The sequence below is a fragment of the Caballeronia sp. ATUFL_F1_KS39 genome (assembly GCF_023630985.1).
GTDB lineage: Bacteria > Pseudomonadota > Gammaproteobacteria > Burkholderiales > Burkholderiaceae > Caballeronia > Caballeronia zhejiangensis.
This window is the reverse complement of the sequence record NZ_JALQDZ010000061.1, coordinates 11,843-29,119: the sequence shown is the minus strand read 5'-3', so window position 1 is coordinate 29,119 and position 17,277 is coordinate 11,843. Positions and strand designations below refer to the sequence as shown.

The following is a 17,277-nucleotide window of genomic DNA, read 5'->3' as shown; positions in this document are numbered from 1 at the left end:
CGAACTCCGCACTGCGTTATCGGGAGGAGCGCAGGACTTGATCTACCAACTTCGCCAGATCCGCCATTACGGGTCGGCAGACGCCTGCCTGTCAACGCAATTCGCCTGTCGGGCGATGGTGTTCTATTCGCGATCCGCGCGCGAAGCGACATCGCCAAGCAGGGAAAAAAGTCTCCGCACGTCCAATGGCTTGACAAAGTGATGATCGAACCCGGCGGCGATCGCCTTCTCTTTGTCCTGTTGCAAGCCGTATCCAGTTACTGCGATGAGAACTTTGCGCGCGGTCTCGGGGCGGCACCTGAGTTTGGACGCCAACTGATATCCGTCCATGTCGGGCAAGCCGATGTCGAGAAGGCATACGTCGGGATTCCACTGTTCGACTTCCTTCAGGGCTCCATTGCCGTTTGCCGCGACACGTACTTCATTTCCCAAGGTTTGCATCAGCATGGCAAGCGTCTCCGACGCGTCCGGGTTATCGTCAACGATCAACACCCGCAATCGGGATAACACAGGCAGCTCAAGAGAATTGTCCGTCTTGTCATTTCGTTGGACATTCGAGGTTTCAGCCTGCTTCAGGCATACAACAAACGTGCTGCCTTCGCCGGGACCTGCGCTGTACGCGGTGACGGTACCTCCATGGAGTTGGACCAGACTCTTGACGAGTGCGAGTCCTATCCCCAGTCCACCTTGAGAGCGATCGGAACTGCGTTCGCCTTGCGCGAACAAGTCGAAGGCGCGCGCGGCAATTTCCGGCGTCATCCCGATGCCGTTGTCAGCTACGACGGCTTTGACACAGTCGTCGTTCAAGCTCACGGTGAAGTCGATAACGCCTGCTTCCGGCGTGTACTTGGCTGCATTATTGAGCAGATTGACGAAGACTTGGGTCAGCCGCTTCTCGTCTGCCCGTACCAGCGCCGCCGTCGAGGACGTACGCAGCGAAAGACGATGCCTTTTCCTCTCGATGATCGGTCTGACCTGCTCGATTGCGTCAGCCGCAACCCGATTTGCGTCGAGCACCTCGACGTTGAGGTTGATCAGTCCCTGCGTTACCCGTGACACATCGAGAAGGTCATCGATGAGTCCCGTCATGTGTTTTACTTGTCGCGAGATGATTTCGCACGACTTGCTGACCCGTCGCGCATCGTTAGGTGCGACCCTCATCAGTTCTGCCGCGCTTGCGATAGGCGAGAGCGGATTGCGGAGTTCATGTGACAACATGGCGAGGAATTCGTCCTTCCGTCTATCGGCGAGACGCAACTCCTCTTCGGCGTTGACGCGATCGGTGATGTCCAACTGTGCGACAACGGCGCCGACGATGGCGCCATGATCGTCCCTGATGGGGGCCCCCGTGCTCAGTAATGTCCGTCGATTGGGCGGGTCATCGAAGCTTTCGATGGAGACGATATCCCTGGCGGCGGCTTCACCGTTTAAAACGCGCGCCGTAGTCCACTCATGGGCGGTGAGTGGATGACCGTGTCTGTCTGAATGATCGGCCCAGCGTCCTTTCCACATCTCGAAGTCTTCGATGTTTTGTGGGCGCGGATGATTCTCGCCCCAAAACTGAGCAAACGATCGATTCACTCGTTCGATCGCACCGCCTCTGTCGCTGACGACAATGCCGATCGGCGCGGCTTCCAATACTGCGTCCAGGCGGCGGGTAGCGTCCAGTGCTTCGCGCGCGGCGCTTCTTGCGTTCCGCTCGCTGGCGACCAGACGTTGCTCATCTTCTCGCTGCTCGGTAATGTCAGAAAAGAGGACTCCCACCTGATGAGGCGTTGCAGCGTCAGGGCGGAATGCATAGATGTCGAACCAGCGTCCTAGCTGCGACGCCTCCCTCTGTGCGTGAATCGGGAGGCCATTCCTGGCGACCGCGCCATAGATATCGAAGAAGTGGCGGTTGTGGCCGGGAATCACTTTGGAAACGTTCTTTCCCACGACGTCCACCAACCCCGTGTGCGCCTGGAATGCGGGATTCACCATGACGAACTTGTAGTCCATTGGCTCCGCGCCCTCATCGAACGATAGCTCGATGACGCAGAACGCCTGGTTGATCGCATCAAAGAGGCTTCGGAATCTCTGTTCGCTTGCGGCGAGCGCTTGCCGGGTCAAATGCGCATTCGTGACATCGGTCGTGGTATGAGAGACGCAGAGCAGCGTGCCCTCTAAATTGAAAATCGGCGTGTTGACAGCACTCCAAAAGCGTTCTTCGTAACGTGTCTTCCCGTCGTCGGTGGTCACCCAGAGCGGGAATCGCTGTAGCGGCAATGTCTGAGGTTCACCCGTCTCGATTGCACGAGCAATCGATTGGCGCAGCGCTTCGACCCCTGTGTCTTCCGGATCAGCTTCATTGTGGGGGAACACATCGAAAAGGCTCCGTCCGACCATCTCTTCTCTGCGAAGCGTCGAGGCCTTGAGGAACGCATCGTTGACCGCAAGGATGATTGCGTCCCGTGTGGGGGAGAGCAAGTAGCTCCCGACGGGCGCCGTGTTGAAAATTTCTGCGAAGATCTCAGGGGAGGCCATGGGGACGGAGGCGCGGCAGGAGACGCCTTGAATTCTCCGGAGGATGGAGAAGGCAGTTGCGCAACATCCGTGCCGCCATGCTTCAGGGTAAGCGATCAGACGACGGCGCTGGCGTGCGCTCACGCCAGCACACAGCGCGGTGCGGGGTGCCGCGAAAATATTACCGACACGCGCCGCTGAAGCGCGCCGACGCATGGAGTCCGACTCAAGCGGCCGGGTGCGGATGCCGATAAGAAAAGAACCCTCGAATTCATTAGAACATGCCGTACAGATGTCGATCTTCACCCAGCCGCCAAGTCTTTGTTCCGCTGATGCACCGCTGCACTTTGTCGCCGGACTTTTCATGGCCGCGTTCGTCGGCGCGTGCGTGACGCCCGCGTGTGCGGCTACCGCTCCGTCGCTCGCGCGCGCATCGCTCCAACCGGAGAACGAAGACCTTGCTTCGATGCCGCTCGAGTCGCTGATGAGCATGACCGTGAGTGGTGCGACGCGGGTCGCACAGTCCGCGGCGAGCGCGCCTGCCGCCGTCATCGTTCTGACCGCCCGTGACATACGCGACTACGGCTGGCGCACGCTGGCCGATGCGCTTGCAACGCTGCCGGGACTGTATATCACCTCCGATCGCATGTACTCGTATCTCGGCGCGCGCGGTTTCCAGCGCCCGGGTGATTACAACAGCCGCTTCCTGCTGCTCGTCGACGGAATGCGTTTGAACGACGGAGTCTATGATCAGGCGCCCGTCGGCTCCGACTTTCCGATCGACATGGATCTCGTCGAGCGTATCGAATACATACCCGGCCCCGGCTCGGCCGTGTATGGTTCCAATGCGTTGCTTGGCACCATCAACGTAATCACAAAGAAGGGCAGCGAGATCGGTGGCGTTCAACTCGCCGGCGCTGTCGGCAGCTTCGGTGAGAAACAAGCTCGAGCGACGTATGGTTGGCATGGCGCGCACGGCGCGGACCTCGTGCTGTCCGCGACGGCTTACGAGCGCCACGGCCAAGACCTCTTTTTTCCCGAGTTCGATACGCCGGACAACAACAACGGCGTAGCAAGCGGACTCGATGGCGAGCGCAACCAGAAGTTGTTCGCGAAGTTCGGCATCGGCGGCTTGCGCATCAGCGCGGGCTACGGCAACCGCACGAAGGACGTTCCTGGCGCGCCTTACGACGCTGTCTTCAACGCACCCTTCAGCGTAACGGACACGCATTCCTTCGTGGATGCCACGTACACGCATCATTTGCGCAACGACATTGCGATCGACTATGAGCTTTATTCGGGGCGTTACGACTACACGAGCCGTCAGCTCGTCTCCCCCGCGCCGGGCATCAGCAACGTCGATGGCGATCATGCCGTGTGGTACGGCGGCGATGTGCATGCGACCGTGCGCACGGTGCCGCGCAATCGCATCGTGGCCGGCGTCGATTACACGATAAACACGGCACGCGACCAGTGGAACTACAACGTTGGGCCGTATGAGCGCCTGCTCGACGACCATCGCGTCAGTCAGCGCGTCGGCGTGTATGTCGATGACGAAATCAAACTTGCCGAGCCGCTGACGCTCGACATCGGCGGCCGCTTCGATAGCGAGACGCGCATCGGCGGCAATTTCAGTCCCCGTATCGCGTTGATCTGGCGGCCGACCGCAAGCGATACGTTCAAGCTCGTCTACGGCACCGCATATCGCGCGCCGAATGCCTACGAGATGTATTACGCAATTCCCGGCGAAGGCGGGCAGCTTGCGAATCCCTGGTTGAAGTCGGAACGTATCGGCACGCAGGAGTTCGTCTACGAGCGTGCATTGGGCGGCACGGGACGCGTGACCCTCTCGTTGTTCCGTTACTCGCTTCGGGACCTCATCACCGAGTCCATCGACCCGGATTCGGGTCTCTATGTGTTTCGCAACGTCGATCGCGCGCAGGCACGCGGCGCGGAACTCTCATGGCAGCAGCAGTTTGCCTCGGGCGTGCGCGCGCGGGCCAGTTACGCCTATCAGTTCTCGCGCGATTCCGTGTCGGGCGGCGCGCTTCAAAACTCGCCGCGCCACATGGCCAAGGTCAACGTGAGCGTCCCGCTGTTTGCCATGTCGGCGCGCGCAGGTTCCGAAGCGCAGTGTCTGTCGTCGCGGCTCGCACAAGCGGGCTCGGCGGGGGGCTACTGCGTCGTCAACGTGTCGCTCCACAGCCGGAAACTTATCGCGCGGGCAGATGTGTCGCTGTCGGTTTATAACGTCTTCGACCGCCGATATGCGGATCCGGCCGGCCCCGGCTTCGCTCAGAACGTCATCGTGCAGCAGAGCCGCACGCTGCTGGCGAAAATGGTCTACGGGTTCTGAAGATGTGGATCCGTCGAGGCATAGCGCTCTGTTTGTGCACGGCCGGTTCGCTCGCGGCATGGTGTGCGCACGCGCAGGTAGATCTGCCAAAGCTCGAGAGCGCCTACATCTTCAACTTCACGCAATTCACGCAATGGCCCGCTGAACGCGCTCGCGGCGCCGAATTGCGCGTCTGTGCGAGCGAGCGCAGTTCGCTGCGCGACGCGCTGGCTGGACTCAATGGGCGGCTGGTGGGTGCGCGCGTGTGGCGTTTTATGACCGTGGGCAGCAAGGGGGCCGGCGAATGCGACGTGCTTGCCCTGGACGACGGCGACAGCACGAGCGCGGAGATGCGCGAGGCATTGCGGTCGGACGATGCAGTGCTCGTCATCGCTGGCGCCGGCGCGACCGCACCCGGTGAGGCGGTCATCAAGCTGATCGCGGAGGACGAACATTTGCGCTTCGACATCAGCAACACCGAGGCCTTACGCCGAAAGCTGGTTCTTAGCTCGAAACTGCTGCGGCTTGCAAGGAGACTCAAATGACCATGCGGAGCAGCAGTCGGAGCGCCGAGCGTCTGACGGTGCACGCGAATCTCGTGAGCGTCGGCATTGCGCTTGTGGTCGCGAGCATCGTGCTTCTCGTGTACCAGGCGGTGGCATTCCGCAGCGCTCTCTATGACGATGCGTCGCTGCAAGCGTCCGTCATCGCAGAGAACGTCAGCGCATCGTTGATGTTCGATGACGAAGCGTCGATGACAGACGTCTTGCGATCGCTGCGCCGCGTTCCCTACGTCGAGAGTGTCAGCGTATATCGCGACGACAACCGGATCTTCACTCGCTACGCGCGCGCAGGAATTAGCGCGGAGCACATCGACGAGGGTACGCTCGCGTCGACGGAGCATCGCACGACACTCTCGCTCGGTGACGTCTACGTGCGCGCGACGATCGAGCATAAAGGCCACAAGCTGGGACATGTGGTGCTCGTAGCAACGAGCGACCTGGTGCGTCGACAACTCCTGCAATATGCGTGCTTTCTCGGCGTCGCGTGTCTGGGTGCGCTCTGGGTTTCGACACTCGTCATGCGCCGGATGCGGCGACGAGTGACGGAAGCGGAACGCGAGTTGGAGCACCTGGCGCGCACGGACCCGCTCACGAGCCTGTCGAACCGGCGTACGTTCTATGAAACGCTGGAGGCGCGGCTCGGGGCGGCAAAGGACCCGCATCGCCATCTTGGTCTCGTGCTGATCGATCTCGATGACTTCAAGACGGTGAACGACACGCTCGGTCACGGGGCCGGCGACGAACTGCTGCAGCATGTGGCGCGCGTGCTGACGAGTGCCGTGCGCGGTCGTGGGATCGTGAGCCGGATGGGCGGCGACGAATTCGCCGTAACGGTAGAGTGCTCCTGGAAACGGAGCGCGGTTGAGGAAGTCGCGAATGAAGTCGGACACGCGCTCTGCCAGCCCGCGATAATCGACGGCGACGAGATCAGCGTGACGGCGAGCATCGGCTATGCGAGCTTTCCGGAGGCCGGGCACGACAGCGGAAGCCTTGTCGCCAGCGCGGACATCGCGTTATACGAAGCGAAAACGCGCGGCAAGAACATGGTCGTGGGATTCTCTCGTGAACTGATGAATGCAGCGCATCGCCGTGCGTATCTCGAAGCGGAATTGCGCAAGGCCGTCGACGGCGGTGCGCTCGATCTCGTCTATCAACCGCAGTTCGACTGCCGCAACGGTTCGCTCGTCGGTGCAGAAGCGCTGACGCGGTGGACGCATAGGGACGAAGGCGTCGTATCGCCGGCAGAGTTCATTCCGATCGCAGAGAACAGCGATCTGATCGTGCGGCTCGGGCGTTCGGTGCTGCAGCGCGCGTGCGTCGCAGCGGCGACGTGGAGCGCCGACCATCAGAACGTGAGCGTTCGCGTTGCGGTGAACGTGTCGGCGCGGCAGTTGCGGCATCCGGCCTTTGTCGACGACGTCCTCGCGGCGCTCGCGGCGAGCGGCCTCGCACCCGGGCTGCTCGAGCTCGAGCTTACCGAGAGCCACCTCATTGCCAACCGCGAGACGGCGCTCGACGTGATGAATCGTCTGCGCACTGCGGGTGTGCTGTTATCCATCGATGACTTCGGCACAGGGTATTCGTCGCTGTCGTATCTGCATGCCTTCCCTGTCAATACGATCAAGATCGACCGTTCATTCATCGAAAGGCTTCCAGAACATGGACAGCCCATCGTGACGGCGATCCTGTCGATGGCTCATAGCTTCGGGCTGGACGCGGTTGCCGAGGGGGTGGAAGACGCGAAACAGCTCGCGTGGCTGATGGAAGCGGGATGCGACGTCGTCCAGGGTTATTTCACCGGCACGCCCATGTCGATCGACAGATTTCGTGCCCTTCTACGAGAGCATGCATTGGCGCAACAGACAGGTACGTCCGGGATCATCGCCAATGATGAACGCCCGCAATCGGCATAACACAGGCAGTTCAGGAGAATTGTCCGTCTTCGTTTCGTTGAGAGACCGGAAGAGGGTGCAAGCGGATCAATCACGTCGCAGTCGGCTCTCCGGACATACTGAAGACCATCGTGGGCGGGCCTAACGGAGCGACTTCTTCGCGGGTTGAAATTCCAAGAAGATCCAGTAACGCGATCAAGCGACGGCGATCGCGGGCGGACAGCCCCGGAAACACCAGAAGCTTTTCCGTCTGAGCAGCCCAGTATTCACGGCGGATCAATGTGGGTCGGCATACCAGGGTGTTGACGGACCGTTCAAGTTGCCGAATTTCATTTTCGAGGATCACCCCAGCCTCCTGCCATGTGCATGAACTGAAACCGCGTCCCCGAACGTACTACCGAGGTAGCGTTTGCATCGGAAAGCGGTACTTTTCTCATCGAATCAGTCATCTTTTTGCCAAGTCCGGCGCATCGATTCGGACCGGCTTCTGCAATCCCAATTCGGGATATGCGACGCATCAAAGCGCCATGTACGGCTGCTCGAAACGCCTGGTCACGCAAACGTTGGCGCTCTTGCGTGCCGTTATGACCTGTTGCTTGCAGCGGATAACGGCAATTTGACGAGACGAGTTAATACGGGAAAACCAGTATTTCGCGGCATAGGCGATTCCTGCTCGCCGAGCCGAGGCCCGACGGTCGGGAAGTGATGGAAACGGCGCGTGGACCGCTGCGGCGCTAAGCCCGTGGTGAGCGCGCTTGCACGAGTCTGCGAAATTCTTCCGGTCGCATCGGCAGTTCTTGAGTGGAATCGGTGATACCGCAAAGGGGGCTGAGGGGCACTTGTGCGCCAGACGTCCTTGCCCACTCGGAGAATGTTGTTGAGACCGCAGACGCCTCGACAGTGGGATGTCGCCGAGGTTGTTGTCGCCGGTTCGTAAGCGCTGGACCGATGGTTGCCTTGGCGAAAGATCGAGAGGTTGTGCTAGACGGTCTTAGCCGGCCAACTCGAGCCGTTAATAGTCGGTGGAGGATCCGAGGGAATCGAATATCTTTCGAAGTGAGCGATTCCCTTGTTCGCCGGGTTTTTCGATGACCGCGTCATCGAAAGCCCCGACGCGGCGAATTTCAGCTGGCGACCGCCCTGCCGCTTAATACTTCGGGTGGCTCGCAATGAAATTCTTGACTGCCATGTACGAGGCCTTCTTCGTCTTGCCATCGCTTTGCAGCATGCCGTAGTTGCCTTCCTGGGAGTCGTACAACTCGAAACCTTGAATCGACTGGATGTTGTACTTCGACGCCTGGGTGTAGTACTGCTGCATCATCAGGTTACCGGTCAGGTAAGAAGCGATAGTGTCATTCGCGCCATATTCCGGACGCACGCCGAACTCGTTGATCCAGACGGGCCTGCCAAAGGAACTGATGATACCGAGAATGTCGTGACACCCCGTGCCCCCGCACGCATTCGTCATGTCGCCCTGGTCGGAGTACCAGTGCCATGCGGTGATGTCCCAGCTGACGGTCGGGTGACCGTGTGTTCCGTCGGGCTGTGAGCCGTCGAGAAGCATCTGAAAAAACGCAATGTGCTTCCATGTGCCATCGACGATAATCTTCGCGGAACTGTCGACCGACTTCACACCCGCGATCATGCCACGGATCACGCCGCGCGCGATCGTGAACGGCCGGTTGCTGTATTGCCACCAGATGTTGCCGTCGTAGTTTCCGGCCAGCGCGGCAGAATCCAATTCGTTGGCGACTTCGTAGTACGTGTACTTATAAGTCTGTGCCGTTTGCTGACCCATTACGAAGCCCGCATTGTAAGCCGCTTCCTCGCTGTCAAAACCCAGCCCGAGCAGCATCACCGGATACACCTGAACCCCTCCTGCCGCAAACTGTTTGGCAACGGTAGCGAGCACTTTGGCGGATGCCAAGTTGTACACGTCGTTGCGGAAAATCTTCACGCCAAGGTCTTGGAGCTGCGAGAGCTGCGTCGCGTAAGGCGTGTTGTCATAGGCGCCGCCGTTGGTAATGTGACCGTTCATGCCGTAAAAGATTGAAGCCGTGGTGGCCGCCTTTGCGGTCGCCTCCGGCATATCGGTGGCTTTCGCCGTGGCGGCCTCGACGGCGCCTTCGCCGCCGCCGCATGCCGCGAGCATCAGACTGGTGGCGACGGCAACGACGGCCGCCGAGATATTGACGAGGCGGAAACGGTCACGCAAGCAATGGCCAGGTTTTCTGTGGTTTGTCATGGTAGTTAGCAATACGAATTGATGTGTTCCGAAGCCGTGGGCGTGCGGACTGATGACGCCTATTTCTCTAAGTCGGTAGTCAGACCGCGATGGAATGCAGGTTTCGGACTGAAACGCCCGGTTGCTGCAGTTCGGTCGGTACGCTGTATGGACCGGAGCGTTAGGGGATTAATGAGGACGACTTGCACGGCAAGGGAGCCGGGTTCGCAAATCGGCCGCAATGTCGCTCCGCGATGTTGCTACCCCGTCGACCTTTGAGGACGCATAAGGGCTAGCCAAAATTACCGAATGGATGAGCCTTATAAACAGTTTTACGGCAAGCTTTGTGCGTTCTTTAGGTTATTCGGAACGGGATACCGAAACGCAGTCGCTTTGAATCCTGGGTAAGAGGTAATAATTGCGTATTCGCCGGGAAATATTGCACATTCCGCGGATCGACGCCAGCCCGGCAATGACTCAGCCGACGGTCGCGGAAGCAGCGCGGGAAGCGGAGCACTACACGTCAGATCTGAATGTGACTAGTCGGCCGGGCCTGGCCTGCAAATAAGGCGGCGCCACCGTCGAGTATCAAGTAAGCGATCCTAATAAATAAAGTGGCGCCGGCTTTCGTGGCTTCCTGGGTCCGGCGCGATAGAGCTTTCGCCGCTGTATTCTTGACGTCGACCGATGCTTCTTGAATTGGACGCATTGCGAATCTACTCTTCTTAACTGAAGGTGAGCCGCGCGCCATACGCGGCGCTGTCATTCGAAGGAGATACGCATGCGTCGCTTGCTCGACATTGTGGTCTCTCTTCTTTTGAGCGTCACGCCGCTTTATTCAGGTGCCGGTGGCGACAAGGATGGGGCCTAAAGGCGCGCGGCTGTTCTTCATCCGTTCCGATCGCTACGATGCGGCCTCGCAATGTGTTAGTGGCTCCGCGCGCGACGATGCAATTAGCGCACAGTGCGCCGTTGTTCCACCGTTCTTGGCGATCGGTGGCCGCACACGACCGGGAGGACCGCTTTGCGCGGTCATCCGTCATCGATAGATTCGTCGTTGGATAGTGTCCTTCGTCCGGTTTGACGCTTAAGGCTGTTTCGAGGGCGTCAGAAGCGATGCTTCAAGCCGACGGCCGCTTCGAGCTGATTCGTCGTGGAAGCCGGGGCGGTCACGCCGTTAATCCATGCCACGCCCAAGGGCGAAGTGCCGCTCGGGCTCGACCGTTGCCACGCGCCCTGAATGTAGACATCGGTGCGCCGAGAGAAGCGGTAATCGGCCATCGCGCTTACCTGATTCCAATGTGGAATGCCGCCGCCGCCGTTTCCGCCTGCGCGCGAATAGGTGTACGCGCCCGAAAGTTCGACCGCCGGCGTCAGCGCATACCGAATGTTTCCTTCGAAGTTCTGGAAAGTTCCGCTCAGCCCAGTCTGAAAGAATTGCGAGAGCTTGGTGTGCGAGTACACGAAGCCGGCCACACCCGGACCGAAGGTGTAGTTCACACCGGCGCCAAAGGTCTTCTGACTGTTGGCCAGCACGCCCAAAGGCACACCCGTCGGCGTCAGCGCGCCTTGCAGGGACGCGCCGGTTGTATCGGTGACTGCGCCGTTCGTATTCAACTGTGCCGGCGTGCGCGCAGAACTGCTGAGCGCGAGATAACCCGCACCGAAGTTCCACGCGCCCGCGACGTATGAGATACCGAAGCTATACGCACGATTGTTCGCGAATCCGCCCGCCTGATTGGAGAAGCCGTACAGCCCACCGAACCGAAAGCCTGCGATGTTCGGGCTCAGGTACTTGACCGCGTTGTTGATCTGAAACGAGTCGTTCAGATTGTCGTTGTCTAGCGGATGCGCAAAGTGCGTGCCCCCGAACTCCGTACCCGTCAATGAAAGCGGCGCGACAAAATCGACCATGCTGTCGGTCTGACGGCCCAGCGTGAGCGCGCCGTATTCGCGGCTCGACAAGCCGACATACGCCAGGCGATTGAAGAGGCGCATGTTTGCCGAGTACTGCCCGGTATTCAAATTGAAGCCGCTTTCCAGTGTGAAGATTGCCTTCACGCCCCCGCCGAGGTCCTCGGCCCCGCGCAAACCCCAGCGGCTGTACTGGACTGCGCCGCTCGTCATTTCCCAGTTGCTGTGCCCGCCGCCCGTCCCGCTGATCTGGCTGTTCGTATAGGTCAAACCCGCATCGATTAGCCCGTAGAGCGTGACGCTGCCTTGCGCATGCGCTGCCCCGCCGAGTGTGAGGATCGTCGTCGCACCTATCTTAAGCATCTTGTTCATGTGCCTGCTCCAGCAGCCAAGACCGGGAGATACATTCTCTGGGAACGCTTTCTACATGGAGCTAGATGTCTTACGGGTGCTTAGCCTTGCGAGTCATCGATACGAAAAGGCGCGACGTGCTCTACCTGACTTTATGCGATCGCGGTCAGATCTGCCAACTCAAAAGCTACGCAGACACAGATGTCGGGACATCCGTGCTGGAACAACAGGCACGCAGCTAACTAACGCCCGCGACCAACGGACTGACTACTGCGCAGATGGGCAATCCGACGAGCTTCGTACGATCGGGACCGTCATTCCGTAACGTCACGACATGGTGGGCGTCGGCCTGCGTCGTCGTGGTCCGACTTCACTTCGATGTACTTTCCGAAGACGGGTGTTCGGCCTGCTCAGCCGGAATCACACGACCGCTTACCGAGGTCGCGTCGGCTCTGTGCTGCGTTCGACTCTCGTCGCGTGGAGCGGTTGCGAGAACTCCTCCAACAGCGATCGCGCCGATGATGGCGATGCTCGACGCGAGCAACATCTGCCGGCTGACGCTTTGTGACGAGGACGTCAGAGATTCTCCTGTCGCTTCATCCGGAGGCGGATTCGGCGGCAAATGTGTCTGGCAGCGTTTGCATAGAGAGGCCATAGCGCTTACTTCGGCGCCGCATGTATCGCATATTTTGTAGCGCATTCAGTTATCTTCTCGAGTTTCTACTTCGCGCGCAGCGGTGGCGTCCGGAGCTAAAGAGGCGAAAGCGATCTCGCCATATCGGCAGTGGAAGCGCAAGACTTGAGACGCCCGATGCCAGAGGGTGTGATTTGCCCGAATGAGGAAGTACAAGCGACGGCAAAACCAAGGCGATGCGCTAGCCCGTTGCTTTGCGCGGCACACTCGTCAAAAGACGCCGAAAGCACCGTAAAGTAAATCGAATGCTATCCGTAAACAGTATGAAAGCAGTGGATTTCTCATCCTGGGAAACCCGCTCGCATCTGTCTACGGAGAATCACAACCATGAAGGTCGTCACCAAACTGGGTCTGGGCTTCGGCATCGTGCTGTCAACGTTGTTCGCCGTGCTCGTCTTCGGTCTCGTGAGCATGTCGCAAATCCAGGCGCGCTTCGATGAAGTCGTCGAAGTCAACAATGCGGAGGCGAAGCTCGCGCACGTGCTGAGCCTGTCGGTGAGCGACCGGATGATTGCACTGCGCAACATCGCGCTCCTGACCGATGCGGCCGCGGTCGAGACGGAGAAAGCGCGCATCCGTACGCAGGCGCAAGGCTACGCGCAGGCTTACGACGCACTCGGCACGCGCTTCAAGGAAAGCGATCAGACCTCCGCAAGCGAACGCGCGGTATTCGAGAAGCTTCGCGCGAACGAAGCCGCCGCCGCGCCGATCATCGAAAAGGCGATCTCGCTTGCCGAAGCGCGCGAGCAACAGGCGGCAATTCGCGTGCTGATCGACGAGTTGCGGCCTGTGCAACGGGACTGGATGAGTACCACGAAGGACATGATCGCGCTGCAGGATGAACAGAACGATATCGCCAACCGCGACGCCGACGCCGCCTACGCCCGCGCCAAAGCGATCATGCTCGCGCTCGGCGTAGCAGCCTTGCTTGCCGGCATCGTAGCCGCGCTTGTCATCACGCGCGGTCTTACACGCGCGCTCGGCGGCGAACCGGGCGAAGCGATGGCGCTTGCGGCACGCATCGCTCAAGGCAATCTACGCGATGCGATCCCGCTCGAAGGCCGCAGCCCCGACAGCCTGATGGTCTCGCTCGAGACGATGCGCGCGCGTCTGAACACGATCGTGGTTGGCATTCAATCATCGAGCATGGCGATTGCCGAAGCGGCCAGCGAAATCGCGCAGGGCACTGTCGATCTGTCGAAACGCACGGAGTCTCAGGCGGCATCGCTCGAAGAAACGGCGGCGAGCATGGAAGAACTCGCGAGCACGGTCGCGAAGAATGCCGACAACGCCGCCGAGGGCACGCACGCCGCGACGAAAGCATGCGGCGACGCGACTCAGGGCGGCGACACGGTCAACGACGTGGTCGCGACCATGCGCAGCATCGCGCAGGCTTCGTCGCAGATGGCCGACATCATCGGCGTGATCGAAGGCATCGCCTTTCAGACCAACATCCTCGCGCTCAATGCGGCCGTCGAGGCCGCGCGGGCAGGCGATCAGGGCCGCGGGTTCGCGGTCGTCGCCGGCGAAGTGCGCGCACTGGCGCAACGCAGCGCCGTGGCCGCCAAGGAGATCAAGACGCTCATCGATGCTTCGAACGCGCGCGTGTCGAACGGCTCGGCGCTCGTCGAGCATGCCGGCGGCACGATCGAAGGCCTGGTCGCGTCAGTGAATCGCGTGACGGCCATCATGAGCGAAGTGGCGGCGGCATCTGGCGAGCAGCGCATGGGCATCGATCAGGTGAATGTGGCCGTCGCGCAGATGGACGAGGTCACGCAGCAGAACGCGGCACTCGTCGAAGAGGCGTCCGCCGCCGCACAATCGCTCGCCGAGCAGGCCGAAGCGTTGCGTCGGGCGGTCGCGGTGTTTCAAGTGGAGTGAGCCGCGCGGTCCTGGATCGCCGCGCAGCGCCTGCACGATGAAGTTCGACGCGACGCGTCCGTCCTGAGGGTCCATGCGCGGACCGTAGGTGTTGAAGATGCGCGCGACGCGCACATCGGTGCCGTACATGCGGCGATAGGCGAAGCACAGCGTCTCCGCGGCGCGCTTGGCTTCCACTGGTTGCGCAGCCCTAAGTTTTTGCGGAAGGAATTACGCGCCAAACGTTTGCTTGGTCGGCGCTGACTTTGCCGGCGTCGCTGTCGAACGCCGTAGGTGGGGACGTCTTGTTCGAGCGAACGGCGACTTTATTCGGCCACTGCCGAGCCGCTGCGTCCCGCGAAGAGGCCTTCTTTCAGTGCTTCGGAAGAGACGTCGATGAGGCGCCCGTTCGCAACCTGAACGAGACGATCGGCGCATTCGAAATAGGCATCGTCGTGAGAAATGACGATGACCGTCTTGCCCTTGCGCTTGAGCTCGGGAATCAGCTGCGTGTAGAACACGCGCCTGAATACGGGATCCTGGTCGGCGGCCCATTCGTCGAAGAGATAGATCGGGCGGTCTTCCAGATACGACGCTATGAGCGCCATGCGCTTGCGTTGTCCGGAAGAGAGATTGACCGTGCTGAACCGGTTGCCCTTCATGCTGACCTTGTGGTCGAGTTCGAGCTTGTGAAGATACTGTGCCGCCTGCTTCGCGATTTGCGACTGGTCTTCACACAGCACTTCATCGAACAGATGAAAGTCGGCGAACACGGCCGAGAAGCGCTCGCGATAATGCGCAAGGTTGTCTCTCTCGACTTTTACACCGTTCAGTTCTACGTGCCCTTGCTCGGGCTCGTACAGACCGAGCAGCAGCATCGCGAGCGTGGTCTTGCCGCTGCCGTTTCCGCCGATCAGATAAACGACTTCGCCCTGACGAATCGACAGATCGATCGGTCCGAGTGTGAACGGATGATCTTCCGTCAGCCCCGGATAGCGATGCGATACGGCGGAAAACCGGATCAGCGGCACGCCTTCGACTGCTGCCCCGAAGGGATCGTCTGCGGACCCATGACCGTCATCGTCCGCTTGCTGCGTGAGCTCGGCATCGAGAATGCGGATGCGCTTAAGCGCAATCGACGCCTGACGAAGAATCGGCAAGATCGTCATGACTTCGCTGACCGGATGGATCAGGAAAAGAAGCAGGAGGGTGAGCGTCACGAGCACGCCGTGGGATTGTGGAAACCAGTGCGGCACGACGAGCAGGATCAGGCCGATCGCCACATAGAAGAGCATGCCACCGGCGTTGGCGACGAGCGAATAGATGAGCATCGCGCGGGTGAACGATCGGCGGAATGCGTGTGCGGTCGAATGGACGACGTGTTCGGTGAAGTATCGGGCTCGCGCGTCGTTGAGTTGCAATTCCCGCGTGCCTTCAAGCAAGGAACGAAAGTGGCGGAAGATGACATCGAGCTGATCTCGCACCGCTTGCATTTCGCGCAAGGGCCAGCGTTCGATACTGTGATAGATCGCCCCCCCGACGACGAGAAAGACGAAAAAGCACGCGAACGCCTGCCACGAAAGCCAGGCCATATACACGAGGCATACGACAATGAGCACGACGTTGCCGAACGCGAGCGGCAGCATTTGCGATGCCTGCGCGAACGTGTTGATGTCCGTGGTAAGAATGGCGAGCAGGCGCGGCTTCCCGAGCGATTGCAGCTTCTTGTAGGGCGTGCGCAGGATCTTGCGGCATAGCTCGATTCGAAGACTGCAGATCACCTGCTGACCGAAATCGAGCACGATGATCTGCGAACTCGTTCTGAACAGCAATTGCGCCGCGCACACCGCGAAGAAAACGATCACCAGTCCGCGCGTTTCGATCTGGCCGGCGGCGACCTGGCCGATGAGACGCGCGATCTCCGCGCTGCACAGCGCCCCGGCGAACCCGGCGATGACTGCAATGACCAGTCGCGGCATCGACTGTCGGCGAAGCTGCGCGGGAATGATCGAGAACATCACTGACCTCCGCTCACGGCATCCGGCAGCGAAGCAAGGAAGGCGTCGATCGTACGATTGAATTCGTCGGGGTTATCGGTCATCACCGCATGGCCGGCGCGGGATATCGTGGCGAGTTGCCCTTCACATAGCGCGTGATGCGCCATGCGTTGCGCAACCTGCGGCTTTAGCACCGCTGACCCGACGCCTCTCACGACGAGCGTCGGGCAGCGCACGGACGCCAGCATCTGCCACAGTTGTTCCGCCTGCGGCTCCCTCTTTTGCGGCGACTCATCGGCGACGCGCCGGTCCAGCTTCGGCTCGAACACTCCGGCCGGCGTGCGGCGCAACGCATGCAGCGCGAGATTGCGAAGCGCACGGCCGTTGGCCAGCGGACGCCGTTCGAGCAACCACGAGACATATCCGTCGACCGTGTCGAATGTAGCCGGCGTCTCGCGTATGTCGGCACGAACGCGTTGTGAACCCGATGCATCGGATTCCGGTCCGAAGTCCACCATGACCAGTCCGGAAACATGGTGTCCGAGCAGTGCGTTCAATTGCAGTGCGACACTGCCGCCGAGCGAATGACCGATAAGAACGGGCTTTCTTATGTTCATTGCAAGCAGAACCTGCAATACATCGCCCGCGAGGGTTGGCGAATCGTAAGCGCGCTCCGGGTCCCAGCTCGAATCTCCGTGGCCCCTCAGATCGATCGACACGAAACGATGTTCGGCCGACGCTGCGTCGGTCAATGTTCGCCATACGCCGCTGCACTCGCCGCGGCCGTGCAGCAAGACGCAGGGCGTGCCGATACTTCCGGACTCTTCGACGGAAATATCAAAACGGCCGTCGCGAATCTTGATGCTGCGACGCTGCATGAATAAGGGACGTTTCATCGTGAGCACCTGTCAGGAATGACGCTTAGTGTGTCTTTCGAAAGTTAGC

General features: G+C 60.3%; 10 protein-coding genes and 1 pseudogene. 4 read left to right on the top strand and 7 right to left on the bottom strand.

Going from position 1 to position 17,277, the window contains the following annotated elements; all coding sequences use genetic code 11:
* Positions 1-123: 123 nt before the first annotated feature.
* Positions 124-2,868: a hybrid sensor histidine kinase/response regulator gene (locus tag NCR93_RS29245; RefSeq protein WP_250497481.1), complete on the bottom strand. Its 2,745-nt coding sequence runs from the start codon at positions 2,866-2,868 to the stop codon at positions 124-126.
* Here NCR93_RS29245 and NCR93_RS29240 point away from each other — a divergent pair.
* The 3 genes from NCR93_RS29240 to NCR93_RS29230 are packed head-to-tail and all read left to right on the top strand — an operon-like array spanning position 2,867 to position 7,313.
* The gene (locus NCR93_RS29240) at positions 2,867-4,858 is read left to right on the top strand and encodes a TonB-dependent receptor plug domain-containing protein (RefSeq protein WP_175982473.1); all 1,992 of its coding nucleotides are present in this window, start codon (positions 2,867-2,869) and stop codon (positions 4,856-4,858) included. The two genes, NCR93_RS29245 and NCR93_RS29240, sit on opposite strands and share 2 nt — an antisense overlap.
* Positions 4,859-4,860: 2 nt before the next feature.
* On the top strand, positions 4,861-5,382 hold the full coding sequence (locus NCR93_RS29235) for a YfiR family protein (RefSeq protein WP_081851830.1): 522 nt from the start codon (positions 4,861-4,863) through the stop codon (positions 5,380-5,382).
* The gene (locus NCR93_RS29230) at positions 5,379-7,313 is read left to right on the top strand and encodes a putative bifunctional diguanylate cyclase/phosphodiesterase (protein ID WP_175982474.1); all 1,935 of its coding nucleotides are present in this window, start codon (positions 5,379-5,381) and stop codon (positions 7,311-7,313) included. Before NCR93_RS29235 ends, NCR93_RS29230 begins: the two co-directional genes overlap by 4 nt.
* A gap of 70 nt (positions 7,314-7,383) precedes the next feature.
* Here NCR93_RS29230 and NCR93_RS29225 read toward each other — a convergent pair whose 3' ends face one another.
* The 3 genes from NCR93_RS29225 to NCR93_RS29215 form a co-directional block, all read right to left on the bottom strand.
* Entirely contained in the window at positions 7,384-7,638 is a 255-nt protein-coding gene (locus NCR93_RS29225; RefSeq protein ID WP_175982475.1) for a hypothetical protein, read from the bottom strand.
* A gap of 801 nt (positions 7,639-8,439) precedes the next feature.
* Entirely contained in the window at positions 8,440-9,507 is a 1,068-nt protein-coding gene (locus NCR93_RS29220) for a lipopolysaccharide biosynthesis protein (protein WP_175982476.1), read from the bottom strand.
* Positions 9,508-10,623: 1,116 nt separating this feature from the next.
* Positions 10,624-11,802: a porin gene (locus NCR93_RS29215; protein ID WP_175982477.1), complete on the bottom strand. Its 1,179-nt coding sequence runs from the start codon at positions 11,800-11,802 to the stop codon at positions 10,624-10,626.
* Between the two features lie 1,000 nt (positions 11,803-12,802).
* On the opposite strand from NCR93_RS29215, the gene NCR93_RS29210 reads away from it, so the two are divergent.
* Positions 12,803-14,356, top strand: a complete 1,554-nt coding sequence (locus NCR93_RS29210; protein WP_175982478.1) for a methyl-accepting chemotaxis protein — start codon at positions 12,803-12,805, stop codon at positions 14,354-14,356.
* A gap of 12 nt (positions 14,357-14,368) precedes the next feature.
* Here the strand turns inward: NCR93_RS29210 and NCR93_RS29205 are convergent.
* The 3 genes and pseudogenes from NCR93_RS29205 to NCR93_RS29195 all read right to left on the bottom strand — a co-directional run.
* Positions 14,369-14,530, bottom strand: a pseudogene (locus NCR93_RS29205) (NAD-dependent epimerase/dehydratase family protein); the annotation flags it as partial.
* A 131-nt stretch (positions 14,531-14,661) separates the two neighbouring features.
* The gene (locus NCR93_RS29200) at positions 14,662-16,353 is read right to left on the bottom strand and encodes a cyclic peptide export ABC transporter (protein WP_175982479.1); all 1,692 of its coding nucleotides are present in this window, start codon (positions 16,351-16,353) and stop codon (positions 14,662-14,664) included.
* Complete coding sequence (locus NCR93_RS29195) at positions 16,353-17,228, bottom strand: alpha/beta fold hydrolase (RefSeq protein ID WP_239295333.1); 876 nt, start codon at positions 17,226-17,228, stop codon at positions 16,353-16,355. Before NCR93_RS29195 ends, NCR93_RS29200 begins: the two co-directional genes overlap by 1 nt.
* Positions 17,229-17,277 lie beyond the last annotated feature (49 nt).

Coding starts and splice junctions, on each gene's coding strand:
- NCR93_RS29200 (WP_175982479.1), bottom strand. CDS start 16,353: ATGTTCTCGATCATTCCCGCGCAGCTTCGCCGACAGTCGATGCCGCGA.
- NCR93_RS29245 (WP_250497481.1), bottom strand. CDS start 2,868: ATGAAAAGTCCGGCGACAAAGTGCAGCGGTGCATCAGCGGAACAAAGA.
- NCR93_RS29215 (WP_175982477.1), bottom strand. CDS start 11,802: ATGAACAAGATGCTTAAGATAGGTGCGACGACGATCCTCACACTCGGC.
- NCR93_RS29240 (WP_175982473.1), top strand. CDS start 2,867: ATGGCCGCGTTCGTCGGCGCGTGCGTGACGCCCGCGTGTGCGGCTACC.
- NCR93_RS29230 (WP_175982474.1), top strand. CDS start 5,379: ATGACCATGCGGAGCAGCAGTCGGAGCGCCGAGCGTCTGACGGTGCAC.
- NCR93_RS29210 (WP_175982478.1), top strand. CDS start 12,803: ATGAAGGTCGTCACCAAACTGGGTCTGGGCTTCGGCATCGTGCTGTCA.
- NCR93_RS29195 (WP_239295333.1), bottom strand. CDS start 17,228: ATGAAACGTCCCTTATTCATGCAGCGTCGCAGCATCAAGATTCGCGAC.
- NCR93_RS29235 (WP_081851830.1), top strand. CDS start 4,861: ATGTGGATCCGTCGAGGCATAGCGCTCTGTTTGTGCACGGCCGGTTCG.